General features: G+C 70.6%; 23 protein-coding genes and 1 tRNA gene. 11 read left to right on the top strand and 13 right to left on the bottom strand.

Annotated elements, in window-relative coordinates; genetic code table 11:
- The first annotated feature begins 84 nt into the window (after positions 1-84).
- From AB0K00_RS36900 to AB0K00_RS36885, 4 genes are read left to right on the top strand one after another with little or no spacing between them, the layout of a single operon-like run.
- Positions 85-1,017, top strand: coding sequence for a sulfotransferase domain-containing protein (locus AB0K00_RS36900; protein WP_363530551.1), 933 nt, complete (start codon positions 85-87; stop codon positions 1,015-1,017).
- Positions 1,018-1,074: 57 nt separating this feature from the next.
- Positions 1,075-1,929 (top strand): hypothetical protein, encoded by an 855-nt coding sequence (locus tag AB0K00_RS36895; protein ID WP_363530549.1) that lies wholly within the window; start codon positions 1,075-1,077, stop codon positions 1,927-1,929.
- Entirely contained in the window at positions 1,926-3,233 is a 1,308-nt protein-coding gene (locus AB0K00_RS36890; RefSeq protein WP_363530547.1) for a TIGR04013 family B12-binding domain/radical SAM domain-containing protein, read from the top strand. The genes AB0K00_RS36895 and AB0K00_RS36890 overlap by 4 nt, the downstream gene beginning before the upstream one ends.
- Positions 3,227-3,874 (top strand): hypothetical protein, encoded by a 648-nt coding sequence (locus AB0K00_RS36885; RefSeq protein WP_363530544.1) that lies wholly within the window; start codon positions 3,227-3,229, stop codon positions 3,872-3,874. Before AB0K00_RS36890 ends, AB0K00_RS36885 begins: the two co-directional genes overlap by 7 nt.
- On the opposite strand, the gene AB0K00_RS36880 is transcribed toward AB0K00_RS36885, so the two are convergent.
- Positions 3,849-5,126: a cellulase family glycosylhydrolase gene (locus AB0K00_RS36880; protein ID WP_363530541.1), complete on the bottom strand. Its 1,278-nt coding sequence runs from the start codon at positions 5,124-5,126 to the stop codon at positions 3,849-3,851. The two genes, AB0K00_RS36885 and AB0K00_RS36880, sit on opposite strands and share 26 nt — an antisense overlap.
- A 44-nt stretch (positions 5,127-5,170) precedes the next feature.
- Here AB0K00_RS36880 and AB0K00_RS36875 point away from each other — a divergent pair, with 44 nt between their 5' ends.
- Positions 5,171-5,554, top strand: a complete 384-nt coding sequence (locus tag AB0K00_RS36875) for a DUF4440 domain-containing protein (RefSeq protein ID WP_363530539.1) — start codon at positions 5,171-5,173, stop codon at positions 5,552-5,554.
- Positions 5,555-5,558: 4 nt separating this feature from the next.
- Here AB0K00_RS36875 and gltX read toward each other — a convergent pair whose 3' ends face one another.
- The gene (gltX, locus tag AB0K00_RS36870) at positions 5,559-6,980 is read right to left on the bottom strand and encodes a glutamate--tRNA ligase (protein ID WP_363530536.1); all 1,422 of its coding nucleotides are present in this window, start codon (positions 6,978-6,980) and stop codon (positions 5,559-5,561) included.
- Positions 6,977-7,471 carry a MarR family transcriptional regulator gene (locus tag AB0K00_RS36865; protein WP_363530533.1) on the bottom strand — a complete coding sequence of 165 codons (495 nt, stop codon included), beginning with the start codon at positions 7,469-7,471 and terminating at the stop codon, positions 6,977-6,979. The genes gltX and AB0K00_RS36865 overlap by 4 nt, the downstream gene beginning before the upstream one ends.
- Before the next feature lie 98 nt (positions 7,472-7,569).
- Between AB0K00_RS36865 and AB0K00_RS36860 the strand changes: the two genes are divergently transcribed.
- The gene (locus AB0K00_RS36860) at positions 7,570-10,746 is read left to right on the top strand and encodes an efflux RND transporter permease subunit (protein ID WP_363530530.1); all 3,177 of its coding nucleotides are present in this window, start codon (positions 7,570-7,572) and stop codon (positions 10,744-10,746) included.
- Positions 10,747-11,094: 348 nt separating this feature from the next.
- On the opposite strand, the gene AB0K00_RS36855 is transcribed toward AB0K00_RS36860, so the two are convergent.
- Positions 11,095-11,961: an alpha/beta hydrolase gene (locus AB0K00_RS36855; RefSeq protein ID WP_363530527.1), complete on the bottom strand. Its 867-nt coding sequence runs from the start codon at positions 11,959-11,961 to the stop codon at positions 11,095-11,097.
- Positions 11,962-12,015: 54 nt separating this feature from the next.
- On the opposite strand from AB0K00_RS36855, the gene AB0K00_RS36850 reads away from it, so the two are divergent.
- Both AB0K00_RS36850 and AB0K00_RS36845 read left to right on the top strand, forming a co-directional pair.
- Complete coding sequence (locus tag AB0K00_RS36850; RefSeq protein WP_363530524.1) at positions 12,016-15,252, top strand: BTAD domain-containing putative transcriptional regulator; 3,237 nt, start codon at positions 12,016-12,018, stop codon at positions 15,250-15,252.
- An 85-nt stretch (positions 15,253-15,337) separates the two neighbouring features.
- Entirely contained in the window at positions 15,338-15,787 is a 450-nt protein-coding gene (locus AB0K00_RS36845; RefSeq protein ID WP_363530521.1) for a hypothetical protein, read from the top strand.
- 44 nt (positions 15,788-15,831) lie between these two features.
- Here AB0K00_RS36845 and AB0K00_RS36840 read toward each other — a convergent pair whose 3' ends face one another.
- The 4 genes from AB0K00_RS36840 to AB0K00_RS36825 all read right to left on the bottom strand — a co-directional run bounded on the left by AB0K00_RS36840 (position 15,832) and on the right by AB0K00_RS36825 (position 19,743).
- Complete coding sequence (locus AB0K00_RS36840; RefSeq protein WP_363530518.1) at positions 15,832-16,647, bottom strand: HEAT repeat domain-containing protein; 816 nt, start codon at positions 16,645-16,647, stop codon at positions 15,832-15,834.
- 41 nt (positions 16,648-16,688) lie between these two features.
- Positions 16,689-17,111 carry a hypothetical protein gene (locus AB0K00_RS36835; protein ID WP_363530515.1) on the bottom strand — a complete coding sequence of 141 codons (423 nt, stop codon included), beginning with the start codon at positions 17,109-17,111 and terminating at the stop codon, positions 16,689-16,691.
- A gap of 65 nt (positions 17,112-17,176) precedes the next feature.
- Positions 17,177-18,523, bottom strand: a complete 1,347-nt coding sequence (locus AB0K00_RS36830) for a GH1 family beta-glucosidase (protein WP_363530512.1) — start codon at positions 18,521-18,523, stop codon at positions 17,177-17,179.
- A gap of 17 nt (positions 18,524-18,540) precedes the next feature.
- The gene (locus AB0K00_RS36825) at positions 18,541-19,743 is read right to left on the bottom strand and encodes a Rieske 2Fe-2S domain-containing protein (protein WP_363530509.1); all 1,203 of its coding nucleotides are present in this window, start codon (positions 19,741-19,743) and stop codon (positions 18,541-18,543) included.
- A gap of 29 nt (positions 19,744-19,772) precedes the next feature.
- Between AB0K00_RS36825 and AB0K00_RS36820 the strand changes: the two genes are divergently transcribed.
- Positions 19,773-20,546 (top strand): aldo/keto reductase, encoded by a 774-nt coding sequence (locus AB0K00_RS36820; RefSeq protein WP_363530506.1) that lies wholly within the window; start codon positions 19,773-19,775, stop codon positions 20,544-20,546.
- Here AB0K00_RS36820 and AB0K00_RS36815 read toward each other — a convergent pair.
- A complete protein-coding gene (locus AB0K00_RS36815) occupies positions 20,533-20,988 on the bottom strand; it encodes a hypothetical protein (RefSeq protein WP_363530503.1) in 456 nt (151 codons plus the stop codon). The genes AB0K00_RS36820 and AB0K00_RS36815 overlap by 14 nt on opposite strands.
- Positions 20,989-21,327: 339 nt before the next feature.
- Between AB0K00_RS36815 and AB0K00_RS36810 the strand changes: the two genes are divergently transcribed.
- Complete coding sequence (locus AB0K00_RS36810) at positions 21,328-21,537, top strand: hypothetical protein (protein ID WP_363530501.1); 210 nt, start codon at positions 21,328-21,330, stop codon at positions 21,535-21,537.
- 319 nt (positions 21,538-21,856) lie between these two features.
- On the opposite strand, the gene AB0K00_RS36805 is transcribed toward AB0K00_RS36810, so the two are convergent.
- Positions 21,857-22,405, bottom strand: coding sequence for a hypothetical protein (locus tag AB0K00_RS36805; RefSeq protein ID WP_363530498.1), 549 nt, complete (start codon positions 22,403-22,405; stop codon positions 21,857-21,859).
- Positions 22,406-22,575: 170 nt separating this feature from the next.
- A tRNA-Val gene (locus AB0K00_RS36800) sits at positions 22,576-22,649 on the bottom strand.
- A gap of 256 nt (positions 22,650-22,905) precedes the next feature.
- On the opposite strand from AB0K00_RS36800, the gene AB0K00_RS36795 reads away from it, so the two are divergent.
- The gene (locus AB0K00_RS36795; RefSeq protein ID WP_363530495.1) at positions 22,906-24,504 is read left to right on the top strand and encodes an AAA family ATPase; all 1,599 of its coding nucleotides are present in this window, start codon (positions 22,906-22,908) and stop codon (positions 24,502-24,504) included.
- Between the two features lie 62 nt (positions 24,505-24,566).
- Here the strand turns inward: AB0K00_RS36795 and AB0K00_RS36790 are convergent, their stop codons facing one another.
- Positions 24,567-25,691, bottom strand: a complete 1,125-nt coding sequence (locus AB0K00_RS36790) for a site-specific integrase (protein ID WP_363530492.1) — start codon at positions 25,689-25,691, stop codon at positions 24,567-24,569.
- Positions 25,691-25,897 carry an excisionase family DNA-binding protein gene (locus tag AB0K00_RS36785; RefSeq protein WP_363530490.1) on the bottom strand — a complete coding sequence of 69 codons (207 nt, stop codon included), beginning with the start codon at positions 25,895-25,897 and terminating at the stop codon, positions 25,691-25,693. The genes AB0K00_RS36790 and AB0K00_RS36785 overlap by 1 nt, the downstream gene beginning before the upstream one ends.
- Positions 25,898-25,920: the final 23 nt, after the last annotated feature.

The following is a 25,920-nucleotide window of genomic DNA, read 5'->3' as shown; positions in this document are numbered from 1 at the left end:
TGACATCGGTACGCTCCGTTGTCGTCCCTCGCCGGTGGCGGTTAGGCTGCATTCCTACTGACCCGATGGGTAAAGGGGACTGTGATGGCGTTGCCGGACTTCCTGGTCGCCGGGGTGCCGAAGGCGGGCACGTCGGCGTTGCACGCAGCGCTGGTACGACACCCGCAGCTCTTCCTGCCCGACGTCAAGGAACCCAAGTTCTTCCTCTCCGACGGGCCGCCGCCCACCAGCGGCGGGCCGGGCGACCGGCAGACCTACCAGGAGCACGTGTGGCGGCGGGAGGAGTACGAGGCGCTGTTCGACCCGGCACCCGCGGGCGCACTGCGGGGCGAGGCGACGCCGTTCTACCTGTACGACCTCGAATCGCACAAACGCATCCAGCGTCTGATCCCCAAGGCGAAGATCATCCTGCTGCTCCGTGACCCGGTCGACCGGGCGCACTCGAACTGGTCGCACCTGTGGGGCGCCGGCCTGGAGTCGGAGGCAGACTTCGAGAAGGCCGTCGCCCTGGAGCCGGCCCGCACCGCCGCCGGCTGGGCGGACTTCTGGCACTACACCGCCCTCGGCCGGTACGGCAGCCAGCTGCGCCACCTGCTCAAGTACTTCCCGCGCGAGCAGGTGCTGCTGCTGCGGTACAAAGACCTGCGCGACGACCCCGGCGGGACCGTCGACCGGGTCTGCGAGTTTCTCGGCGTCGCCACCGGGCACGTCGGTGAGATCCCGCCGGAGAACGTGCGCCGCTACGTCGCCGACACGCGGTTCAACGCGGGTGTGCGGTTCCTGCTGCGCAACGGTGGGAAGATCGGGCATCACTTCCCGGTGCCGGTGCGGCACGCGTTCAGCGGGCCGCTGCTGACGCTGCTGCACCGCCAGCACGGGCGCCGCCCGAAGGTCACCCCCGAGCAGCGGGCCGCGCTGCTGCCCCGGTTCGTTGAGGAGATCGAACTGCTGCAGGAGGTCTCCGGCGAGTCGTACGCCGACTGGCTGAGCCTCGATCACGCCAGCAACTACCACTGAGAGTTTGGAGATCCGCACGTGCCACAGCTGCCCCGCCGGACCGGATCCGAAATTGTCGTGGCGCCCCCTTCAGGCGGCCCGGGCAACTGGGCCGGTGGACCGAGCGCGATCGTGCACGAGTCGTCGGTGTTCCTCGCGTACAGGCTGCGCAGGCCCATCGGCTCCGGCCGTGGCTACGCCAACGTGATCGCCCGCTCGGCCGACGGCGTGCACTTCACCACGATCTCCGAGGTCTCCAAGGAACGCTTCGGCGGCGCCTCCCTGGAGCGCCCGGCGCTCGTCGTCACCCCGGAGGGACGGTGGCGGCTGTACGTCAGCGTCGCCACCCCCGGTACCAAACACTGGCGGGTCGACCTGCTCGAGGCCGACGAGCCGGAGAAGCTCGGGGAGGCCCCCGCGCTCACGGTCCTGCCCGGCTCCGACGAGGTCGGCGTCAAGGACCCGGTCCTGCACTTCGACGGCCGGCGCTGGCACCTGTGGGCCTCCGTGCACCCCTTGGAGACCGCCGAGCACGCCGACCGCATGTCCACCTGGTACGCCACCAGCCCCGACGGCATCGACTGGACGTGGCACGGCGTCGCACTCGCCCCGCGCCCCGGCACCTGGGACGCCCGCGGCGTCCGGCTCAGCGCCGTGACCGTCCGCGACGGGCTGCTGACCGCCACGTACGACGGCCGCGCCACCGCCGAGGAGAACTGGGAGGAGCGCACCGGCACCGCCACCGCCACCCTGCAGCCAGACGGCCTGTTCTCACCGCTGACGGCATCGGCCGCCGACCCGTGCGGCTCCCCGCACGCCCCGCACGGCCTGCGCTACCTGACCGCGATCCCGGGCCGCCTGTACTACGAGGTGACCCGAGAGGACGGCGCCCACGAACTGCGCACGGAGGCGTCCCTAGAATCGGCCGGGTGAGTGACCTCGTTCTGATCCTGCGGTACCGCAAGGCGGTGACGTACGGCTTCCACACGCTGCTCGCGGCCCTGGAGGAGCACGTCACGGACACCCGGTACGAGGTGGTGTCGGCCGAGTCGGCGCAGGCGACGATCGAGGCGATCAACGCCGGCGGAGGGCGCAAGCTCGTCCTGTGGTCGTTCTACTCGCCGGATGCCGCCGCCCTCGCCGAGGAGCTGGCGACCATCAAGGCTGCGGCGCCCGGGGCGACGCACCTCGCCGGTGGGGTGCACGCGACGGCGGAGCCGGTGCAGACCCTCGACGCCGGCTGGGACATCGCCGCGGTGGGGGAGGGCGAGCGCACGTTCCTCGACCTCGTCGACAGCGGCGGCGACCCGGCGGGCATCACCGGCCTCGTGTACCGCGACGGCACCGGCCGGCTCGTGCGGACCGGCAAAGCGCACAAGGAGCCGCTCGGCACCTACCGGGCGTTCCCGCTGACGTACAAGCGGATGAACCCGATCGAGATCACCCGCGGCTGCGTGTACGCGTGCCGCTTCTGCCAGACGCCGTTCATGTTCTCCGCGAAGTTCCGCCACCGCAGCGTGGCGAACGTGCGGTGGCACGTCGACCGGATGCGGGAGCTCGGCAAGCGGGACGTGCGGTTCATCACGCCGACGTCGCTGTCCTACGGGACCGACGGTGAGGAGCCGGACCTTGACGCGGTCGAGGAGCTCCTGGCCAGTTGCAAGGAGGGGATCGGGCCGGACGGGCGGGTGTTCTTCGGGTCGTTCCCGAGTGAGATCCGGCCCGAGCACATGACCGTCGAGGCGCTGCGTCTCGTCAAGCGGTACTGCGCGAACGACAACCTCATCGTCGGGGCGCAGTCCGGTTCGGAGCGGGTCCTGGCGGCCGCGAAACGTGGGCACGACGTCGAGTCGGTGCGGCGGGCGGTGCGGATCGGCATCGCCGAGGGGTTCCGGATCAACGTCGACATGATCTTCGGGATGCCGGGGGAGGACCCGGCGGACGCGGCGGCGTCGCTGCGGCTCGCCCAGGAGCTCGCGGGACTCGGCGCCCGGATCCACTCGCACGTGTTCATGCCGCTGCCGGGCACGCCCTGGCGGGATGCGCCGCCCGGCGACGTCGACCCGGAGACGATCCGCGCCGTGTCCCGCCTGGCGCAGCAGGGCGCGCTGTACGGGCACTGGCAGAAGCAGCGCGACCACGCCACCCGCCTCGCCGCCGCCGCGGTCGAGTACCCGCGCCCGGGCCGGAGCCGCACCCTGCTGCCCCTCGCGGACCCCGGCACCGACGCGTGCTGAAGGCGGCCGGGTGGGTGGGGCTCGCCGCGGTCGCGTGCCTGGGCTACGGGGTCTACGCGTTCGTCACGGCGCAGGAGCTCAAGGGCCGCTACGGCGACGACGACCGCATCCTCATCCAGCAGGGGCACGCCGCCGCCGGGATCCTCGTCGGGGTCGTCGTCGCGGGGTGGGCGCTGAGCATCCTGCGCGGCGGGCCACCGCCGGCATGGCGGCCCCGCGACTGGTCCGGCTGGACGCGCGGGGTCGCCCTCGCCGTGCTCGTCGGGCTCCTCGCGTTCGCCTACGACGGGTCGCGGGCGCTGTCGGACGCCTACCGGGCGAGTGAGGGTCGCGGCGTGCACGGCACCCTCACCGTCAGCGACTGCACCGCCATGGAGTACGGCTTCGAGTGTGAGGGCACGTTCCGCGCCGACGACGGGTCGTTCGAAGTCGAACGGGTCAGCGCGTATCAGGACACGCGCCCGGCGGGGCCGGTCGACGGGTGGGTCAGCGGACCGCGGCCGCTCGGCATGTCCGACGGCACGGCCGGCGCCTGGCACAACGTGGCGCTGCAGCTGGGCGTCCTGGCGGTGCTGTGGCTTGCCGTCGCCGGGTTCCTGGCCGCCGCGGTGCTGCCTAGCCGGGCCGGGCCGGTGGAGTGACCGCGGCGACCAGGGTCGAGCGCGGTGAGCGGGTGCCGAGCAGGTCCCGGGAGTAGACGGCGAAGGAGTAGTCCGTGGAGCCGCGCAGCCGGGAGACCGTGACCGTGGGCCGGTTCGTGGTCGCGACCGGGGTCTCCACCGCGCCGTCGACGGCGACGACCTGGTAGACGGAGTTGCGCCGGGGCTTCCAGTCGATGGTGATCGTCGAGCTGGTGACGTCGCGCACCCGCACCTGCTGCGGCGCGCGGGCCGGGGCCGGTGCGGTGCCGGATCGGAAGATCGTGGCCTCGCGGGTGTCGGTGGTCAGGCCGTTCGGGCCGGAGATGAACCGGCGGCCCCAGGCGGTGAGCCGGCCCGCGTCGAAGTCGTCGACCAGGTCGAGGTAGCTGAACTGCTTGTCGTTGCCGCTCCACGACCAGCCGAAGTAGCCGAGCTCGCGGGCCTCGGCGTACGCCATGATCGCGTCCTCGTCAGGGTCGCCCCACTGGTGCTCGCCGGAGAACTCGCCGATGAGGATCGGCAGGCGGCGGTCGGTGAACGAGCTCAGGTACGAGTTGACCTTCGCGGCGGTGTCGAACTCGCCGTACATGTGGATGTCGAAGAGCGTGTTGCCGGTCGGGTCGGCGTCACGGACCTTCTCGGCGTTGTCGCGCATCACGAACGACTCGTCCTGCCCCCAGCCGGGCGCGTCGACCATCAGCGTGTGCCGGAAGCCGGCGGCCCGCAGCGCGCGGATCGCGTCGGAGGTCTGCTGTACCCACGGCATCGTCGTGCCGTTGCCGAACGGCTCGTTGGCGATGTTGACGATGATGTGGTCCTCGGCGCCGATGAGGGCGTCGCGGACACCGAGCCAGAACTGGACGGCCTGCGCGATCGTCGCGGCCTTCTTGTCCTGGCCGAAGCCGGTGGTGTCGTGCGCGTCGAGGATGCAGACCAGCCGGTTGGCCTTGCACAGGCCGACGACCTTGGCGACGTCGTCGACGCCGCTCTTGCGCCACTGGTGGCCGATGCCGAACGGGACACGGACCGCGTTGGCGCCCGCCGCCTTGATCCCGGCGAACGAGCCGTTGCGGTCCGGGTACCACATGAAGTCGTGATTGACGCCGCGCAGCACGAGGTCGCTGCCGGTCGCCTCGACCAGCCGGCCGTCGCGCACCTGGATGCCGGTGTGTGGCGGTGCCGTCTCGGCGTGCGCCGGCGCCGGCACCAGCAGGGCACCGGCGAGCACGGCGACGAGGACCAGGCTTCTCACGAGGCGAACCGCTACCCGCACCGGTCCGTGTTACACACGTGGACATGGAGACGCTGCTGCACGACTTCTTCCGGGCCGTGTCGTTCGAGCCCGGCGGGCGCCCCGACTACGAGGCGGTCCACGGCCTGTTCGTCCCCGGAGGTTTCCTGGTCAAGGCGGTCGGGGTGCCCGAGGTGTCGACCGTACGGGAGTTCATCACCCCGCGGCTGGCGCTGGTCGAGTCCGGGGCGCTGACGGAGTTTCACGAGTCGGAGCGGTCCGGGGAGACCTCCGCGTTCGGCAACGTCGCGCAGCGCTGGTCGGTCTACGACAAGCGGGGTGTCCAGGGCGGGGTGGCGTTCTCGGCCGCCGGGCGGATCTCCACGCAGTTCGTCCGCACGCCATCGGGGTGGCGGATCACCTCGATGGCGTGGGACGACGAACGCTGATCGCTCAGAGCTTCTGCAAGGCTGCACGCAGGCGGGTGAGGGTGCGGTCGCGGCCGAGGACCTCCAGGGACTCGAACAGCGGCAGCCCCACCGACCGGCCGGTGACCGCCACCCGGATCGGGGCCTGCGCCTTGCCGAGCTTCAGGCCCCGCTCGGCGCCGACGGCCTCCAGGGTCGACTTCAGCGACTCCGCGTCCCACGCCGCCGTCTCGAACGCGGCGATTGCCGCGCCGAGCAGGTCGCCGGCGCCGTCCTTCATCGCCTTCGCCCAGGCGGCCTCGTCGACGATCGGCTCGGCGAGGAACACGAAGTCGACGTTCGGCACGATCTCGGCGAGCAGGGCGATGCGGGTCTGCGCGTGCGGGGCGAGGGCGTCGAACACCTTCGGGTCGTAGTCGGCCGCGTCCCACGGGGGAGCGGCGACGGGGGTCCCGCCGGGCGCGACCGGGGTGCCGGTCAGCCACGGCCGGCACGCCTCGGCGAACTCGTCCGGCGACAGCGCACGGATGTACTCCCCGTTGAACGCGCGGAGCTTCTTCTCGTCGAAGAACGCCGGCGACGGGTTGACGTCCTCGAGCCGGAACTCGTCCTCGATGACCGACCACGGCACGATCTCGCGGTCGTTGGCCGGGGCCCAACCGAGCAGCATCAGGTAATTGCGCATCGCGTCGGCGAGGTAACCCTCGTCGCGGAACTGCTCCAGGGCGACCTTGTCGCGGCGCTTCGACAGCTTCTGGCGCTTCTCGTTGACCACGACGGGCACGTGCGCCCACACCGGTGGGGTGCGGCCCAGCGCCACCCACAGCAGCTGCTGCTTGGGCGTGTTGGGCAGGTGCTCCTCGGCGCGGATGACGTGGGTGATGCCCATCGTCATGTCGTCCACGACGTTGGCGAGCAGGAACACCGCGGAGCCGTCGGCGCGGGCGATGACGAAGTCCTCGATGAGCTTGTTGTCGAACGTCGGCTCGCCGCGGACCAGGTCGACCACGACGGTCGAGCCCTCGTCGGGCGCGCGGAACCGCAGCGCGCGGCCCTCGCCGGGGCCGAGCAGGCGGTCGCGGCAGAAGCCGTCGTAGCCGCGGAACTGGGCGCCTGAGCGCTCCTGGATCTGCTCCCGGGTGCAGTCGCAGTAATACGCCTTGCCGGCGACGTAGAGCTCGTGCGCGGCCGCGCTGTGCGCCTCCGCGTAGGTCGACTGGAAGTAGGGACCCTCATAGGTCTGCGGGGCGATGCCGATCCACGAGAGGGCGTTGATGATGCCCTCGGTCCATTCCGGACGGTTGCGGGCGGCGTCGGTGTCCTCGATCCGCAGCACGAACACCCCGCCCTGCTGCTTGGCGTAGATCCAGTTCTGCAGGGCCGAACGGGCACCGCCGACATGGAACATCCCGGTCGGGGAGGGGGCGAAACGCACGCGAACCGTCACACCTCCAGACTAGTGGCCTCGTCATCCGGGATTACGATGCCCTGCTCGAGAGCGTCGGCGCGGGCCGCGTCGAGCAGCCGGTCCAGCACCGTCTCCAGCATGAGCAGGGTGTCGTCGTCGAGGCGGTCCAGCAGCCGCTGCTGCGCCCGGTTGCCGCTGTCCATGATCTCGGTCAGTACTTCACGGCCGGTGGACGACAGGTGGATCCGGCGGACGCGGCGGTCGTGGGTGTCCTCCGTGCGGGTCACATAGCCGTGCGCGACGAGCCGGTCCACGATGCCGGACAGCGTGGCCAACGTCACGCCGAGGTGGCGAGTCAGCTCTTGGGAGGGGATCCCGTCGTGCCGGCTGAGCAGAATAAGCACCTTGAGCTGCTGCATCGTGAGGTTTACTGAGAAAATCCGGTTGGTGCGGTCGTAGGCGAACAGGGTGCGCAGACGCTGCTCGGCCGTCATCACGCGCAGCAGCAGCGCTTCCCTGTGAATCGTCACAGGAATGTTTTACCCCCTCGAAAAACTTTGCGCGAGGCGAACGGTTAGCATCACACGAACTAACGTCTGTCTTAGCCGATCGGAAGAAGACTCCAGACATGTCGTTCCTCGCCCGGCTCAGTTTGGCGAACCGGGGGCTGGTCGCGATCATCGCGATCGTCGTCCTGGGCTTCGGCGCCATTGCCATCCCGTCACTGAAGCAACAGCTCATCCCGTCGATCGACTTCCCCGCCGCGTTCGTGCTGGCGCCCTACCCGGGCGTGTCACCGGACATCGTCGAGGAGCAGGTCACCACGCCGATCGAGAACGCCCTGCAGGGCGTGCCCGGTCTCACCGACATCACCTCCACCACGCGTGAGGGTGTCGCGACCGTTCAGGTGTCGTTCGAGTTCGGCTCGTCCATCGACGACATCACCAACAAGATCCAGACCGCGATCAACCGGATCAAGTCGACGCTGCCGTCGACCGTCGAGCCGCAGGTCATCGCCGGCTCGACCGACGACCTGCCGGCCGTGGTGCTCGCCGCCAGCAAGTCCGGCGACCAGGTCGCGTTCGCACAGCAGCTCGACGCCATCGTCGTGCCCGCGCTGCAGGGGATCGAGGGCGTCCGCGCCGTCGAGGTCACCGGCGCCGCGACCCAGAACGTCGAGATCACGCTCGACCCGGCGAAGGCCTTCCCGGCCGGGGTCAACGCGCAGACGGTAACCGCCGCGCTGAAGTCCAACGGCGTGTCGTTCCCCGCCGGCACCCTGACCGAGGGCGACCGTTCCCTCGCGGTGCAGGTCGGCGGTACCCTCGCCACCCTCGCAGACCTCAAGGCGCTCAACGTCACGCCGACCACGAAGCTCGGCGACGTCGCGAAGGTCGAGCTCAAGACCGCCGACACGACGTCGATCACCCGCACCAACGGCAAGCCCAGCCTCGGCATCTCGGTCACCGCGTCACCCGACGGCAACGCGGTGAAGATCAGCCACGCGGTGCAGGACAAGCTCGACGACCTCAAGAAGGAACTCGGCGGAGACGCGGCGATCACCTCGGTCTTCGACCAGGCGCCGTTCGTGGAGAAGTCCATCAAGGGCCTCAGCACCGAGGGCGCCCTCGGCCTGCTCTTCGCCGTCCTGGTGATCCTCATCTTCCTGACGTCGCTGCGCTCCACGATCGTCACCGCGGTGTCGATCCCGCTGTCGGTGGTCGTCGCCCTGATCGGCCTGTGGGTCGGCGACTACTCGCTGAACCTGCTCACCCTCGGCGCGCTCACCATCGCCGTCGGCCGGGTCGTCGACGACTCCATCGTCGTGCTCGAAAACATCAAACGACATCTGGAGTACGGCGAAGAGAAACGCCATGCGATCCTCACCGGCGTCCGCGAGGTCACCAGCGCCGTCGTCGCCTCCACGCTGACCACGGTCGCGGTGTTCCTCCCGATCGGCCTCGTCGGCGGCTTTGCCGGGCAGCTGTTCCGCCCGTTCGCGATCACCATCACCGTGGCACTGATCGCGTCGCTGCTGGTGTCGCTCACCGTCGTGCCGGTCCTCGCGTACTGGTTCCTGCGCCCGCCGAAGCAGGTCGGCGCCCTGGAGCGCGAGGCGATCCTCGCCAAGGCCCTGGACAAGGAGGAGCGCAGCCGCCTCCAGCGGACCTATGTGCCGGTCATCAGCTGGGTCACCCGCAGCCGCACCACCCGCTGGATCACCGTCGGCCTCAGCATCCTCGTGTTCTTCGTGACGATCGGCCTGGCCGGCCTGCTCAAGACCAACTTCATCGACCAGAGCGGCCAGACCGAGTTCTCCATCTCGCAGGAGCTGCCGGTCGGCTCCAGCCTCGCCGTCACCGACGCCGCCGCGAAGAAGGTCGAGGACCTCCTCGGCGCCCGCAGCGACATCGCGTCCTACCAGGTGACCGTCGGCGCCTCGGCCGGCTTCGGCTTCGCCGGCGCCCAGTCGGGCAACACGTCCAACTTCTCGGTCACCGCGAAGGAGGACGCCAACGTCGACACGGTGATCGAGGAACTGCGCAAGCAGGTCACCGACCAGGCCGCCTTCGGCACCGTGAAGATCACCGCCGGCGGCGGGGGCGGCGGCTCCACCGACCAGCTCGAGGTCGTCGTCAAGGCCAACAACACCGACGACCTGGCCACGGCGGCCAAGCTGGCGCAGGAGGCGATGGCCGGCACCCCCGGGATCGCCGACGTCGAGAGCAACCTCGCGGCCAGCAACCCGCGGGTCGACGTGAAGGTCAAGCGTGACGTCGCCGCGAAGTACGGGCTGTCCGACGCGGCGGTCGGCGGCATCGTCAGCGCCGCCTACCGCGGGCAGAACCTCGCCCAGCTCACCGTCGACGGCCAGCAGCGCGACCTGATCCTGCGCTCCGGCCCGGCCCCGGCGACCCTGGAAGCGTTGAAGGCCCTGCCGATCCCGGTGCAGAGCGCGACGACGCCGTTCGTGCGGCTCGACCAGGTCGCCGACGTCAAGGAAGGCGCCGGCCCGGTCGCCATCACCCGCATCGACGGCAACCGCAGCGCCTCGGTCACCGGCCGGGCCACCGGCTCCGACCTGGGCACGGTCTCCGCTGACCTGCAGAAGAAGCTGGACAAGCTGACTCCGCCGGCCGGCGCGACCATCACCCTCGGCGGCGTCACCCAGGACCAGCAGGAGGCGTTCGCGCAGCTCGGCCTGGCCATGCTCGCCGCCATCGCGATCGTCTTCATCATCATGGTGGCGACGTTCCGCAGCATCGCCCAGCCGTTCATCCTGCTGGTGTCGATCCCGTTCGCCGCGACCGGTGCGATCCTGCTCCTGCTCGCGACGAACACCCCGCTGGGCCTGCCGGCGATGATCGGCGTGCTCATGCTCATCGGCATCGTTGTCACCAACGCGATCGTGCTGATGGACCTCATCAACCAGTACCGCGAGGGCGGCATGCCCGTCCGCCAAGCGGTCATCGAGGGCGGCCGGCACCGGCTGCGCCCGATCCTGATGACGGCCGTCGCCACGATCTGCGCCCTGGCGCCGATGGCGATCGGCCTCACCGGCGAGGGCGGCTTCATCTCCCAGCCCCTGGCGATCGTCGTCATCGGCGGCCTGGTCAGCTCGACCCTGCTGACCCTGGTCCTGGTGCCCACGCTGTACACGATGATCGAGGGCGTGAAGGAGCGCCGCCGCCTCAAGCGGGAGGGCCGGCACTCCGCCGTCACCGAGCCGGCGGCGCCGTTCGTCGACGAGGACGGCGAGGGACGGCACCGGGTCGACCCCTTGGAGCCGGCACCGTCACACTGAATTTCCTGGGCCGTCACCGGCTGGCACTACAGTCGGTGACGGCCTCGTCGGAAAATTAGGTGGCAGGGGCTACCGTATCGATGAGCGGAACGCCGGTGCGGGTCCGGGGCTGCAAGCGTGAGAACCGCACGACCGACATTGACCTACGACCGGCCACCCCGTGAGCTGCGGGGTGGCCGGACGCGTCAGCGGGCGGGCAACTCGGGGGAGCCGGTCGGGCCAGCGGGCGGGCAACGCGCGGGCGCGGGGTGGCCGGTCGGGTCGGCGGGCGCGGAGCGTCGCGGGGCACGGTGTCGCCGGTCGCGTCAGCGGACGAGCAGCGCGCGGGGCGCAGGGTCGTCGGTCGCGTCAGCGGGTGAGCAGCGCGCGGATTGCCCGTACCACCTCTGTTGGCGCCTCCTCGGCCATGAAGTGCCCGCAGGTCACGGTCGTGTGCTCCAGGTCGGGGGCCCAGTCCCGCCACAGCGCCGCCGCGTCGAACCCGAGCGCGGCGCCCCAGTCCTGCTGCAGCACGCTCACTGGCATCCGCAGCGTCGCGCCAGCCGCCCGGTCGGCCCGGTCGTGGTCGACGTCGACGCCGGCCGAGGCCCGGTAGTCCGCGACGATCGACGGGACCGCGTCGCGGCAGGCGGCGAGGTACGCCTCCCGCACCGCACCCGGGATCGCGGCCGGGTCGCGGGCCCACAGGTCGAGGAAGTAGCCGAAGAACGCGTCCGGGCTCGCGCCGATCATCGTCTCCGGCAGGCCTGGCGGCTGGGCCATCAGGTACAGGTGGAACCCGATCGCGGCGGTGGTGCCGCGCATGACGTCCCACATGTCCAGTGTCGGCAGCACGTCGAGGGACGCGAGGTGGGTCACCGCGGCCGGGTGGTCGAGGCCGGCGCGGAAGGCCACCAGGGCGCCCCGGTCGTGCCCGGCGAGCGCGAACCGGTCGTGGCCCAGGGCGCTGGCGAGCGCGACGACGTCGGCGGCCATGACCCGCTTCGCGTACGCGTCGGTGCCGGCCGGCTTGCTGCTGGCGCCGTAGCCGCGCAGGTCGGGGCAGATGACGGTGTGGTCGGCGGCCAGGTCCGCGGCCACGTGCCGCCACATCAGGTGCGTCTGGGGGAAACCGTGCAGGAGCACGACCGGCGGGCCGGAGCCGCCGACGGCGGTGTTGAGCGTCACCCCGTCGGCGACCGGGACCTGCTGGTAGTCGAAGCCGTTGATCCTCATGCGGCCCAGGCTGCGCGACGCCGATGAGTGTTCGATGAGCAGTAGATTGCTTTGGTGACCAGGTTCGGCGTGCTCGGTCCGGTGGAGGCCGCGACCGGTGCCGGACCGGTCGCGCTGCAGGGCGCCCGGCAGCGGGCCGTCCTCGCCCGGCTCGTCGTCGCGCGCGGCCGGGTCGTCCCCGTCGGTGTCCTCGTCGACGACCTGTGGCCGGAGCACCCGCCGGCCGGGGCGGTCGCGGCGATCCGCACGTTCGTCGCCGACCTGCGGCGCGCGATCGAACCGGACCGGGCCTCCCGCCGGCCGGCGACGCTGCTGGTGACGGAGCCACCCGGATATGCGCTGCGGGCCGGCGACGTCGACGCCTGGCGGTTCGAGGCCGCCGTCGACGCGGCCCGCGACCTCGCCCCGGCGGACGCGCTGCGCGTGCTCGACGAGGCGCTCGGCTGGTGGCGGGGGCCGGCCTACGCCGAGTTTGAGACCTCGCCGTGGGCCCGTGCCGAGATCGACCGCCTCGACGAGCTGCGCGCCCTCGCCGTCGAACGGCACGCGGCGGCGCTGCTCGCCCTCGGCCGGCCCGCGGACGCGGCGACGGAGCTGCAGGCGCACACCACCGCGCACCCGCTGCGAGAGACCGCCTGGCAGTCCCTGGCGCTCGCCCTGTACCGGTCCGGCCGCCAGGGCGACGCCCTCGCCGCGCTGCGCCGGGCCCGGACGGTGCTCGTAGACGAGCTCGGCATCGACCCCGGGCCGGGTCTGCGCGCCCTGGAGACCGACATCCTCGCCCAGTCGCCGCTGCTGGACGGCCCCGTCGCGCGACCGGCCCCGTCCTGGTCGGCGGCTCGGGCGCCCGACCTGGTGGGGCGGGACGTCGAGCTGGACCGGCTCCGGCGGGCCGCGGCAAGCGCCGTCTCCTCGGGCCGGCCCGTCCTCGCGCTCGTGTCGGGCGAACCCGGCGCCGGCAAGACCGCGCTCGTCTCGGCCCTCGCCCGCGACCTCGCCGCCGACGGCTGGACGACGTCATGGGGCCACGCCCCCGAACACGACGGCGCCCAGGCCGTCCACCCCGACGTCCTGCAACCGGCCGCCAGTAGCACCTCTGCCGTCCTGCAACCGGCCGCCGGCGGCGCCCCGGGTGTCCACCTCGGCGTTCCGCAGCCCGCCGCCGGCAGCGCCCCAGCCGTCCTGCAGCCCGCCGCCGGCAGCGCCCCGGCCGTCCACTCCGACGCTCCGCAGCCCGCCGCCGGCATCGTCGTCACCGACCCCGCCACCGTCCGGTTCCGCCGGCGCCGCGCCACCGTCGAGGCGTTGAGCGCGGCTGCTCGGGCCAACCCCGTGCTGCTCATCGCCGACGACCTGCACCGCGCCGACGAGGGCACCCTCGACCTGCTCGCCGACCTGTTCGCCGAGCGCGACCCGGCCACAGGACCGGTCCTGCTCGCCGGTACCTTCCGCGCCACCGAGATCGGTCCGGCGCTGACTGCCGCTCTCGCCCGCTTCGCCCGCGCCGAACCGCTGCGGATCCTCCTCGGCGGCCTGTCCGGGTCCGCGACCGCGACGCTCGCCCGCGCCGTCGCCGGCCGTGACCTGGACACGGCGGCGGTGCACCGGCGCACCGGCGGCAACCCGTTCTTCGTCCGGGAGCTGGCCCGCCTCGTCAAGGACGAGGGCGACGCTGCCCTGGAGACCGTGCCGGCCGGGGTCCGCGACGTGCTGCGTCACCGCCTCGCCCAGCTGCCGCCCGCCGCGCAGAGCGCCCTGCGGCTCGCCGCCGTCGTCGGCCGGGACGTCGACCCCGACGTCCTCGCCGTCCTCGTCGCCGACCCGGCCGCCCTTGACCCGGCCGTCGACGCCGGTTTCCTCACCGACGGCGGGCTGCGCTTCACCCACGTCCTGATCCGCGACACCATCTACGGCGACCTGTCCGCCCTGCGCCGCCGGGCCTGGCACGCCGACGTCGGGCTCGCCCTCGCCCGCATCCACCCCTCGGACGTCGAGTCCCTCGCCCACCATTTCGGCCACGCCGGCCCTGCGCACGCCGCCGCTGCCGCCCGGTACGCCCGCGACGCCGCCCTCCGCGCCGAACACCGCGGCGACCCGCACGAGGCAGCCCGGTTCTGGCGCCAGGCGGGCACTGATCCGGCGGCGCTGATGGGCCTGTCCCGTGCCCTCGCCATCACCGGTGACATGTCCGAGGCCCGCCGCCTGCGTGCCGCCGTCGCCCCGGACCCGGCCGCCCTCACCGGCTTCGACGTTCCCGCGATCTGGCCCCGCAACGACGACGAACACCTGTCCCGGCTTCTTGTTACCGCCGCGACCCGGGCCCTGCGTACCCCGCTCGACGAGGCCCACCGGGGGCGCCTGCTGAGCACCCTCGCCCTGGAGCTGCGCGGCATCACCGGCCACCGTGGCCTGCTGGCGGCGATCGCGGCGGAGCGCATCGCCCGCGCCACGGGGGACCCGCTGCGGCTGGCCGTCGCCCTGAACGCCCGCTACATCCACACCTTCCACCGCCCCGGCCTGGCCCCCGCCCGCGCCGCCATCGGCGCCGAGCTCACCGACCTGGCCGCCCGCCACGACCTGGTGACGTTCGAGGTCCTCGGCCACCTGATCCGGCTGCAGTCCGCCGCCGCCCTCGGCGACCTGCCCCTCGCGGGCACGCACGCGGCCACCGCCGACGCCCTCGCCGCCCGGTACGACCTGCCGCTCGTGGGCGTGTTCACGTCGCTGTACGCGGCGCTGCGGCAGCCGTCGGAGGCCGCGTACCGCACCGCGCATGCCGCACTGTCGCGCGCCTCCATGCCCGGCATGGAAGCGGGCCTGCTGAACCTGTCCCTGCTCAGCCTCGACATCTACCCCGACGACGGCCGAGGCCCCGACAGCGGCCCAGGCCCCGACAGCGGCCGAGGCTCCGACGGCGGCCGAGGCTCCGACGGCGGCCGAGGCTCCGACAGCGGCCCAGGCCCCGACAGCGGCCCAGGCCCCGACAGCGGCCGAGGCTCCGACGGCGGCTGGGGACCCTACGAGCCGTGGGTCCGCCCGCTCCTGCTGCTGCGCGCCGACCGCCCGGCCGAGGCGCTGACCGCGCTGCGCTGCCTCCCCGCGTCACCGCACGACGCCCTGCTCGAGGCCCGCCTGTGCCTGGCTGCCCGCGCCGCAGTGGCCCTGGACGACCGCCCCACGATGCGCGCCCTGCACACCGCGCTGCTCCCGGCCGCCGCCGAACACGCCGGTGCGCAATCCGGCGTCCTCACCTTCGGCCCCGTCGCCGATCACCTCGACGCGCTCGCCTGAGCCGTCCGCATTCGCCCAGACCGGGCATCCCGGCCGCCCGGGTCCGTGGCACGATCTGCGCAACGTTCACGGGTCGGAGGTTCGTATGGGTGCGTCAGGGTGGGACTACCTGGTCCCGTTCCACGGCAGTGCAGCCGAAACGCTCGCACGGCTCCGTGCCGACGTCCTCGCGGCCGGCGACTACTACTGGCCGGACAGCCGGGACCGCCCGAAGCCGTTGACGGAGGACGAGCTGTGGGCCGACGAGGCGGTCCGCGAGAGCATGACCCATTCGATCCTGGACATCTTCGAGGTGGGCACCGGCGATCCCGCGGAACGCAAGGCGTTCGGCAGGACGTTCGAGGTGACCGACGCCGAATGCGAGCGGATGCTCGGCACGACCCGCCCGACCGCGGACGACCTGGCCCGCCTGGAGCCCGACCCGTTGGAGGCCCTCGACCCGCTCCTCACCAACCGTGGCGTCGGCCGGCACCTGATCATCCACGCCGACGGCGAACCCGATCAGATCTTCTTCTTCGGCTGCTCCGGAGACTGACCGGCCGATCCGCAGACCGACCCGAGCCGCGGGGCGGCCGGCACCTACTCCCGGTAGCGGGCGAGCGCGGCCCGCAGGTCCTCGGGCAGCGGCTCACCCGGGACGTCCGCCAGCCAGCTGTCCCGGTGCGCGGCGACGTGCGCGCGGAGCCGGGGATCGCCGGTCGCCGCCGCGATCGCGTACAGCGCCTCGTGCACGTTGTACGCCACGTCCTGGTCCACGGGCGAGTCGAGCATCTCCAGCAGCGGCCCGATGGCTCGCGGGTCGCCGCGGACCGCCAGGCCGTGGATGGCCTCGGCGCGGGTCTCAGGGTCCGGGTCGTCGATGCGGGCGAGCAGGGCCGCACGCAGCGCGGGGAAGTCCGCGGCGCTCTGCTGGGCCAGGCCGAACGTCGCCCAGTCGCGGACCTTGTCGTCCGGGTCGGCCGACAGGACGATCAGCACGTCCAGGGCGGCCCGGTCGGGCAGGCCCAGCATGCCGAACACGACCCCGTAGCGCACCTCGGGGTCGGCGTGCGCGATGTGCCGGCGCAGCGGCTCGATGCCGCGGGGATCCTTGCGGTGCCCGAACGCGACGGCGATGGCGTGCAGCACCGCGGGGTCCTGCTCCCGCGTCATGGCGTCCAGCAGGAGCCGCAGCACCGGCTCGTGCAGCGTGTCGCCGGAGAGCTGCTGGGAGAGGGCGAGCTGGGAGAGGATGTCCGCGGCCAGCACACGACGGTCCGGGTCGGGGTCGCTCAGCAGCGGCGCGGCCGCGTCGAGAGCCTCGCGGCCCCCGTGGCGGTGCAGGTGCCAGACGATCTCCCAGCGGCGCTCGTCGTCCGCGCCGCACGCCTCGACGATCAGATCCGGCACCGGCATGCCGGTCATCGTCGCCGGAGCCCGCGGCGCCGGCAACGCGTTTACGGCTGCTTGTGCGGGCACTGGTGCAGGGGCCGCCGGGGGATGCGGGCGGGCCGGCGGATCGACACGAGCCGGGCCGGGCGCAGCACCGGCTGCTTCGCCGACAGCGGCGCGGCGGCGGAGGTCGCGGTGCGGGACACCGCGGCCAGGTGGGATGAGAGCGCGGCGTGCAGCAGCGTCGGCGACTGGTGAGGCACCGCCGTCGAGCGACGGTTGCCGCCGGTGTACGACGAAGCCCCCGCCGAAGGTGACGGGCTGTAGCTGCGCTGCGTCGGGATCCGGCGGGTGGCCGGGATCGCGTCCAGGGGCGCCGGGGCCGGGGCCGGCTCGTCCTTCTCCGGCCTGGTGACCACGAACGCGACGATCGCCGCCACGACGACCGGGACCAGGTAGAGCAGGGCTCCGGCGTATTGCTCGGTCACGACGACTCCCAACGCTGCGCACTACTGACCTGCGCAACGCTACGGATTGCCCCGCATCGACGATGTCATCCGGTCGGTCCGCTCTGCAAGTCCGGCCGGGGTGCAGCTGAGGTGCAAACCTCCCTGAACCAGTCGAACGACCGCCGCCGGGTCCGTTCCTGCGTGGCGAAGTCGACGTGAACGAGGCCGAAGCGCTGCTCGTACCCCTCGGCCCACTCGAAATTGTCCAGCAGCGACCAGGCACAGTAGCCGCGGACGTCGACGCCGGCCTCGATCGCCTCGCGCACGGCGGCGAGGTGCCCGGCGTGGTAGTCGATGCGGAACTGGTCGTCGACCGGCGCGTACGAGCAGCCGCTTTCCGTGATCCAGATCGGCGGAAGCTTCTCACCGTACGTGTCGCGCAGCGTCACCAGCATGTCCCGCAACGCCGACGGCACGACCGGCCAGCCGAAGTCGGTCGTCGGGTAGCCGGTGATGTCGAGGCGGCTGAACGGCAGGGTCTCCTCCGGCAGCGGGGCGCTGATGAGGCTCGGGTTGTAGTAGTTGACGCCGAGCGCGTCGATCGGCTGGGAGATGACCTGCATGTCGCCGTCCATGACGATGGAGTCGATGTCGGCGGTGCTGAGCGCCTCGACGACCGGCGGGTACGTGCCGAGCAGGACCGGGTCGGTGAAGAGCCGGTTCTGCACCAGGTCGTAGAACATGGCGGAGGCGTGGTCGTCCTCGGAGTCGCTCTTCGGCCACACCGGCGAGTAGTTGTTGGCGAGGGTGATCGGCGCGGCCGACACCCGGCGCAGCGCGGACACGGCGAGGCCGTGGCCGAGGAGCTGGTGGTGGATGACCGGCAGCAGGTCCATGCCGAGCTGCTGGCCGGGGGCATGGACGCCCAGGACGTGACCGAGCACGAGGTGGATGTAGGGCTCGTTGAGCGTCACCCACAGTTTCACCCGGTCGCCGAGGGCCTCGCCGACGAGCTCGGCGTATTCGCCGAAGCGCATCGCGGTGTCCCGGTTGCCCCAGCCGCCGAGGTCCTGCAGGGCCTGCGGAAGGTCCCAGTGGAACAGCGTGACGACCGGGTCGATGCCGCGGGCGAGCATGCCGTCGACGAGCCGGTCGTAGAACGCGATCCCGGCGGCGTTGGCGGGGCCGTCGCCGGTCGGCTGGATGCGGGGCCAGGCGACCGAGAACCGGTACGCGGTGGCGCCGAGCTCCTGGATCAGGTCGAGGTCGGACTCCCACCGGTGGTAGTGGTCGCAGGCGACGTCGCCGGTGGCGCCGCCCCGGGTCGTGCCGGGGGTGTGGCTGAACGTGTCCCAGATCGAGCGGCCACGGCCGTCCTCGTCTGCGGCACCCTCGATCTGATAGGCGGCGGTCGAGACACCGAACTGGAACCCTGTTGGAAAGTCCGACATGATCGCACGCTACCGGCTCACGGCACGGTGCGATACCGCGTCAGCGTCCGGCGCAGCGCCACGCCGAGCCGGTCGGCGCGCACGTGCAACTCGTCGCGGCTGCGCAGCGGCAGGCCCGGCAGCGTCATCGTGGCCTGCAGGGCCAGGTCCTCGGCGAGGACAGCCTCCTCGAACGCGACCTCCCGCGCCACCACGTCCGGTCCCGGGTCGGCGACGCCGCCGATGCCGTGCAGCAGCATCTTCGTGTAGATGCGGGTGCTGGTCAGGGTCTCCGGCTGGGCGAAGAACAGGATGGTCTTCACCGCGCCCGCGTCGAGCTCCTCCAGGCGCAGCATCAGCTGGAACGGGGCGCGGTGCACGTACGTGGCGCGCCGGCGTTGCCGGGCCGGCCGGATTCCGGCGGCGACCCCTGGGTCCTCCGGGTTGTCGAACCACTGCTCCTGCACGCTGCGGCAGCCGTCGTCGCCGGCGTCCAGGGTGTACGGGGGGACGACGCGCTCCTCCCCGGCGCCGAACGTGGCCGCGTGCACGAACGGGAAGTGCGCGACGTCGAGGAAGTTGTCGGCGACGATCCCGGCGCTCACGTTCGTGCGGGCCGGCGGGAGCCAGGCGCCGACGTACGCGGCGTCCTCGGTGTCGGGGTCGTCGAACAGCGCCACGAGCGGCGGCTCCGGGGTGACCCACACCAGGCCCCACCGCACGGCGGTTGCGTGCGGGGCGGGCTCCACCCGTACACCATCCGCCGCGACGGACACGTCGAGCTCCTCGCCGAGGAGGGTGACGCGGCACGGCAGCTCCGACAGCAGAGCCACCGGGTGCCAGGCGCGGGCCAGCCCGGGGTCCACGTTGGACAGCAGGTCCAGCGGCGCGGGCGCCGCGACGTCCTCCTGGCGGACCCACACCTCCCCGGCGTCCTCGCGGACCGCGGGGCCCGGCGGCAGCGCCGCCCGCGGCGGGATGCCGGTGCCCGGCGGGTTGGACGGGATCGCGACGCAGGCGCCGGCCGGGTCGAACTCCCAGCCGTGATACGAGCAGCGCAGCACCCCGCCGGCGAAGGTCCCGGCCGACAGCGGGACGAGCCGGTGCGGGCACTGGTCCGCGAAGGCGACCACCGGCCCGCCCGGCTCCGGTCGCAGCAGCACCAGCGGCGCACCCGCGACGGTCACGGCGAGGGGCCGCGCCGACACCTGCGCGGAGCTCGCCACCCGCACCCAGTTCACGCCTGCCAGTCTCAGGCAGTATTGGGCGTATGGCACACGAGATCCCAACCGTCGAGCTCGGCCCGGGGGTGCAGCTGCCGACCATCGGCTTCGGCACCTGGCAGATCACCGGTTCGTCGGCGTACGAGTCGACCCGCACCGCCCTGGACGTCGGCTACCGGCACATCGACACCGCCACCATGTACGGCAACGAGGAGGAGATCGGCAGGGCGCTGCGCGACAGCGGCGTGGACCGGTCGGAGGTCTTCATCACCACGAAGCTCCCGCCGTCGCAGTCCGGCCTGGAGCGGCAGACGATCGAGGCGAGCCTGAAGGCGCTCGGCGTCGACTTCGTCGACCTGTGGCTCATCCACTGGCCGCCGCCGCGGGCGAAGTCGGTGCCGACCTGGGTGGCGTTCCAGGCGGCCCGGGACGCCGGCCTGACCCGCTCGATCGGGGTCAGCAACTACGACACCGCGCTGATCGACCAGCTGATCAAGGAGACCGGCGACGTCCCCGTCGTCAACCAGGTCGCGTGGAGCCCCGCCCAGCACGACGGGCGGTTCCTCGCCGACATGCGGGACCGGCGGGTCGTCGTGGAGGGGTACAGCTCGCTGAAGAACACGCCCCTGGAGGACCCGCGGCTGGTCGCGATCGCCGCGGCGCACGACGTGACGGTGCCGCAGGTGGTGCTGCGCTGGCAGCTGCACCACGACATCGTCATCATCCCGAAGTCGACCCGCCGGGAGCGGATGACCGAGAACCTGTCGGTGCTCGACTTCTCGCTGTCGGCGGAGGAACTGGAGACCATCAACGCCTTGTGATGCCCCGGTCCACGCGTGCCCGCCAGCCCCGGTCGCGGGGCTGGCGGCGCAGCTTCGCCAGGGCCTCGACCGCGCCGGTCACCAGCTCCGGGTAGTCCGGGTCCGGTCCCTTCTGGATGAGAAACGCCAGGCCGTTGGAGTTGCTGACGGCCCATCCGGTACGCCGCCCCAGCCGGTGCGCCGCGTCGGCGCCGTGCGCGGTGACGAGCTGGATGTCGAACGGGAACCGCACCTCCCCGCCGTCCCGGGTCACCACGATCCGCGCCTGCGCGAGGGTGTCGTCCCGGTTGAACAGCGCCTGCCACCAGCGCAGCCGCGGCGCCTCCACGACCACCTCGACGCCCTCGCCGTGCTCACCCGGGTCGCGGGCGTCCGCGACGGCACACACCAGGTCGACCACCTTCGCGGTGTCCGACCGGCGGAACGGCACCCAACTGTCCACGGCGACATCTTCGCGCACACGTTTCCTCAGGTGATCAGCTCGTCGGTCGTTCTGCCGGACAGAACATCCGAGAGGACGTCCGTCACGCGCCGCCGGCAGCCTGGCCGAACTCTCCGGCAGCCTGCGCACCATCGTCCAGACGTTCCACCTGACAGCGCCGCCCCCGGGTGGAAATCGCTGTCCGGCTCGCATCACCCGGTGATAGTCAGGCGGCGTGGTGAATACGTTGGATTTCCCGATCTGCCCCGGTTGATCAACGAACGGTCGGATGCGTTCGGCGCCGCGCCGAGCCTCGAGGCGCGGGTGCCGACCCGCCCCGAGTAGACGCTGCTGGACCTGGTGCAGCACCTCGGCAACGGGCAACACCGCTGGGCCGCCACCGTCACGGCGGGGCCCGCCGACGCCGCCCCGGCCGCTTCGGAAGGCGCTACGGCCGCCGCCTCGGCCGCGCTCCTGGTCCTCTACGCCCGCATTCCGGTGGACTCCGTGAAGATCGACGGCGACCGCCGTCACTTCGACCTGCTTCTGGAGTGGGACCCGGACGAATAGGACGCGGGCCGCTCGTCGCGATCCTCGGCCAGGCGCGCTGACCTGCTCGAACAAGAGATCAGGAACGTGTGGGCACGGTTGGGTTCGAACCAACGACCCCGCTTGTAAGGTCCGAGCGCCGCTCGTCCGTCGACCTTCACTGGTCTACTACGTGGGCGGCCCTGCTTGATCGACGTACGGGCATCGCTGAGTGGCCAGGGAGTTGCTACAGCCAGTGCTACAGGAGTGGCAAGCTCGCCTTCTCCTGTTCTCCCCGACAGCAGGTTGTGCTGATCACTTTGCGGCTGTACGGCTGGGTCTATGTCTCGGCGTGGTCGTCTCAGAAGTCGTCTTCGTCGGTGATATCGCTTATGAAGCGCAGGCGCGCTTGGCTGGGGATCCAAGGAAAGCGGATCTGTGGGCAGTGCGTCGGCCAGGAGCTGTGGGGGTCGAAAGCGAGTACGGCGTCGATGAACGGTTGCGGTGGCAGGTAGCCGTGGTCGGTGACGTAGTGACCGACCAGGTGCGGGGCCGCGTAGGCGATGTTGTCGTTGGCGGGGACTCTGATCTCGGAGGTGTCCGCGCTGGCGCGCTGGTGGCCAGGCCGGGGTTCGTACCAGGGGTGGGACAGCGGCAGCGGGGTGGGGCACAGGTCGCACCTATGGTGGCCCATCATGCCGTTGACGTCCTGAGCGTCAATGATGGCCAGGAGCCTGCTCGCGAATCCTTCCGGGGCTGGAGCCGCGGTCCAGGGCTGGTCGGCTTGGAGCCAGCCGATGTTGAGGCGTTGGTAGGTCGGCTCATAGCGCAGGAAGTGCATGCCGGTCGAAGGGTCACACCACACTTCGTCGTGCGTGTACTCGTAGGGGGTGAAATCGTCGTAATACACGCGGTGATCATCACACCGCATGCGCTCGGCCCGCGAGCGTGCTGAGGAAGGACACCGGAGCCCCGCTGGTTAAGCGCCTTGATGACCACCTGGACTGAGCGGCTGCTACACCCGTTGCTACAGGTCGCCTTGGCTGCTGTGCTGAGCATGGCGGAACCGCTGGCGAATGGTGGTGGGCACGGTTGGGTTCGAACCAACGACCCCCCGCTTGTAAGGCGGGTCTTCTCTCGCAGCTCAGCGCCCCTATCCGCACTCAGCGTGCCCCTCGCATGCCCCTAGGTCAACTCGTAAGAAGTCGATGGACAGCTACGACCGAGCGGCCGATGCTGGTTGGCGATCCTCCGCGAAACTGGACGAGCAGTCGACTGCATGGTCCGCGGACACGTCACGGGGTGCCTCAACAGCTTCACACTTCGAATCGGAATGCATGCATCTAATTTGCCTGAGGTACGATTGACCGCCGTGCGCACAGTCGCCCCCCGAAACAGAGGAATGCAGCGTTGCATCTTAAGTCCATTCGGTCCGCCGGCCCGATCAAGCGTTTCGACTCCGTCCAAATTTCGGGCCTGCCGGCCACGGCCAGGATTATTTTTCTTCTAGGCCCAAATGGATGTGGCAAGTCTTCGATCTTCGACGCGCTATTGCTCTGGCACCACGAGCACGGCCGCCGAGCCGGGGGTTGGGACGATCAGTTCTATCTGCCTCCGGGTCGAGCGCGCGCAGGCGGCATTGATGTCGAGTTCCACGAGGAGTTGCCCGGCGACACTCGGCTCGTAAAGGCGCTCTTTCATTACCGAAGCGCATATAGATACACCAGTCAGTTCCAGGTCGGTAGCCTCGGAGCCTTGCCGGCCCTCGAAGATAGTAAAGATGTAAACCGTTCGATCGACGAGGACCGCGGAGTGGCACAGCATTACGCGCGCCTTTGGGGAAATTTGGTTGAACTGGCGGGCGACAGGACTCAGACGCCCGACCTTGAACGTATCCACCGGCAAGTCATTGACCCGATTGCTGCAAGTTTTAATCGTCTCTTTCCCGATTTGCGGCTTGAGAATATCGGTCATCCTTTCAGTGGTCGAGGGACCTTCTACTTCTCCAAGGGGTCGGTAAGCGGATTCCCTTACGTCAACCTATCGGCTGGTGAGAAGGCCGCTTTCGACCTGCTGCTAGACGCGCATCTACGAGGCTCTGAGTTCCCGGATTCGATCTTCCTGCTTGATGAACCAGAAAGCCATCTCAATACTCGAATCCAGGCAGCGATCCTCGACGAGATGCTTAAATTGGGACCGGCTCGCGGCCAGCTGATTGTAGCAACCCACTCGCTAGCAATGATGAGACGTGGTGTTCAGCTTGCCAGGGACAAGCCTGAAGAAATTGCATTCGTTAACTTCGACGATATTGCGGATAGTTTCAATCCACGCCTAGAGCCGGCGAAACCTACTCGCCACCTCTGGCAGAGCATCCATAGGACATCCCTGGATGATCTAGCCGACTTGGTGTCCCCTGACATCGTCTATCTTGTGGAAGGATCGATTGATGTAGCCACGTCTGCGGATAAGCAAGCTTTTGACGCGCGCGTTCTTTCGAAAATCTTCTCTGACGACTTTCCAGAGGTTGAGTTTCAATCGATCGGCAATAGTGGTCAAGTTAAGCGGATTGGCGCAGCGCTGCAGAACTCCACGGCTATCAGGTCGCAGGTTAGAAGGGTCGTCGACAGGGACAGCAAAACGGATGATGAAATCGCGGCACTTCGCGCCGACGGAACTATTGTCTGGACTCAACGCGAGCTGGAAAACTATCTCCTCGACGATGAGGTGCTGGAAAAGCTTTGCCAAAAATTCGAGCCTGATATTGAGCGGCGATCCGAATCTCTACGTGTCATCTTGGCGATCCGTGACGGTTATCAGACGACTGGCGTGGCAGTTGACGACTACAAGGCCCGGCTCAAGCTGGTGTTTAGGGCGGCTAAGAGCGGTTTGCCGAACATGACGCAGCCAGGATCAACTGAATACGAATTTCTCGTCTCGACCCTAGCTCCGCTAATCACGAAAGATACGGCCCAGTACGCGCGTCTCGCGAAAGAACTCCAGCTTATCTAATCGTTTCGCCGCAACGTCACTGAGAGCGTTTCTCGCGCGATATACGCCGAACGGCTCGTCGATCACTTTGCCACGATGGTCCGCGGCAACTTCGCCGACGAGCCGTGTGCGGCGATATCCGACAGCGCCGACGCGATCTCCGCATCCCGCCCATCGACGGCGTGCATGTAGCGGTACGCCGCCACGGTCGATGCGTGGCCCATCCGCTTCATCAGATCCTTAAGCGTCGCTCCGGTTGCCGCCGCCAGGGTCTGGCCGGTGTGGCGCATGTCGTGGAAGGTAAAGTGCTCCATTCCGACCCGCGCGCGTGCTCTGCCGAACGCTTTGCTTACCGCGTTCCCGCGCATGGGGGAGCCGGTGCGGCCGACGAACAGCCGGTCCTTGCCCGCCCAGTCCGCGACGTGTTCCCGCAGGAACGGCAGCAGGTGCGGAGGCATCGCCACGGTCCGCTTGCCCGCGTCGGTCTTCGTGGCCGCGTCGAATGCCTCGCCGCCGTCGAGCTCGACCCGGTTCCGTCGGACCCGAACGGTCCCGGCGACCAGGTCGACATCCTCGACGCGGAGGCCGACCAATTCGCCGCGTCTCAGGCCGCACCAGGCTGCCAGGAGCACCGCCGCCCGGTATCGGGGTGTGATCGCGTTGACCAGTTCCGCGACCTCGGCGGGGGAGGCCACCGGGCGTTCTTTGGCGCGGTCTGAGCCGGCGCCGGGGATCTGGCACGGGTTGCGAGGCACGGCGCCCTCCCGCACCGCGCCGTTCATCACCGCCCGCATGAACCGGTACGACTGGGCGATCGAGGTCCGGCCGCCCGTTCCCCGGAGCGCCGCCGCGTGCCACTCCCGTACGACGAGCGGCGTCATCCCGCGCAGCGGCACGTCCTCCAGGGGTGCCAGGTGGAGCCGCAGGTTCCGTGTGCAGGTCTGGCGCCACTTCGGGCCGATGTTCGCGTTGTCTCGGAGCCAGCCCCGCGCGTAGTTGCCGAACGTTTCCCGGCCGAGCTTGTCGTCGACCCAGGTGCCGCGGGCGAGGTCCGCCTCCACCAGCGACAGCCACCGGGCCGCCTCCGTTCGGAGCCGAAAGGTGTCCGGTGCAGTCTGCCGTTCGCCGGACGGGCCGACGAACGAGGCTTGGTACCGGCCGGACGGCAGCTTGCGTATCTTGCCGAAACGGCGTCGCTTCTCGGGCATCAGGCGGCCCTCCCGCCGCGCCAGCGGACTTCGAGCGGCTCGACGGTGTTGGTGGCGATCAGCTCGTCGACGGCGCTTTCCGGGATGCGGACGTGGGTGCCGACCTTCACGTACGTGATGCGGCGCTCCGCGATCAGTCGACGCGGGAAGCGCTCAGACGTCCCCAGTCGTTCGGCTGCCTGCCGAACCGTGAGCAGCTTGTCCAACGGGCCGTTTCTCCTTGTCTGCA

It is taken from the genome of Dactylosporangium sp. NPDC049525 (genome assembly GCF_040676755.1).
Classification (GTDB): Bacteria; Actinomycetota; Actinomycetes; order Mycobacteriales; family Micromonosporaceae; genus Dactylosporangium.
This window is presented reverse-complemented; position numbering and strand designations above follow the sequence as displayed.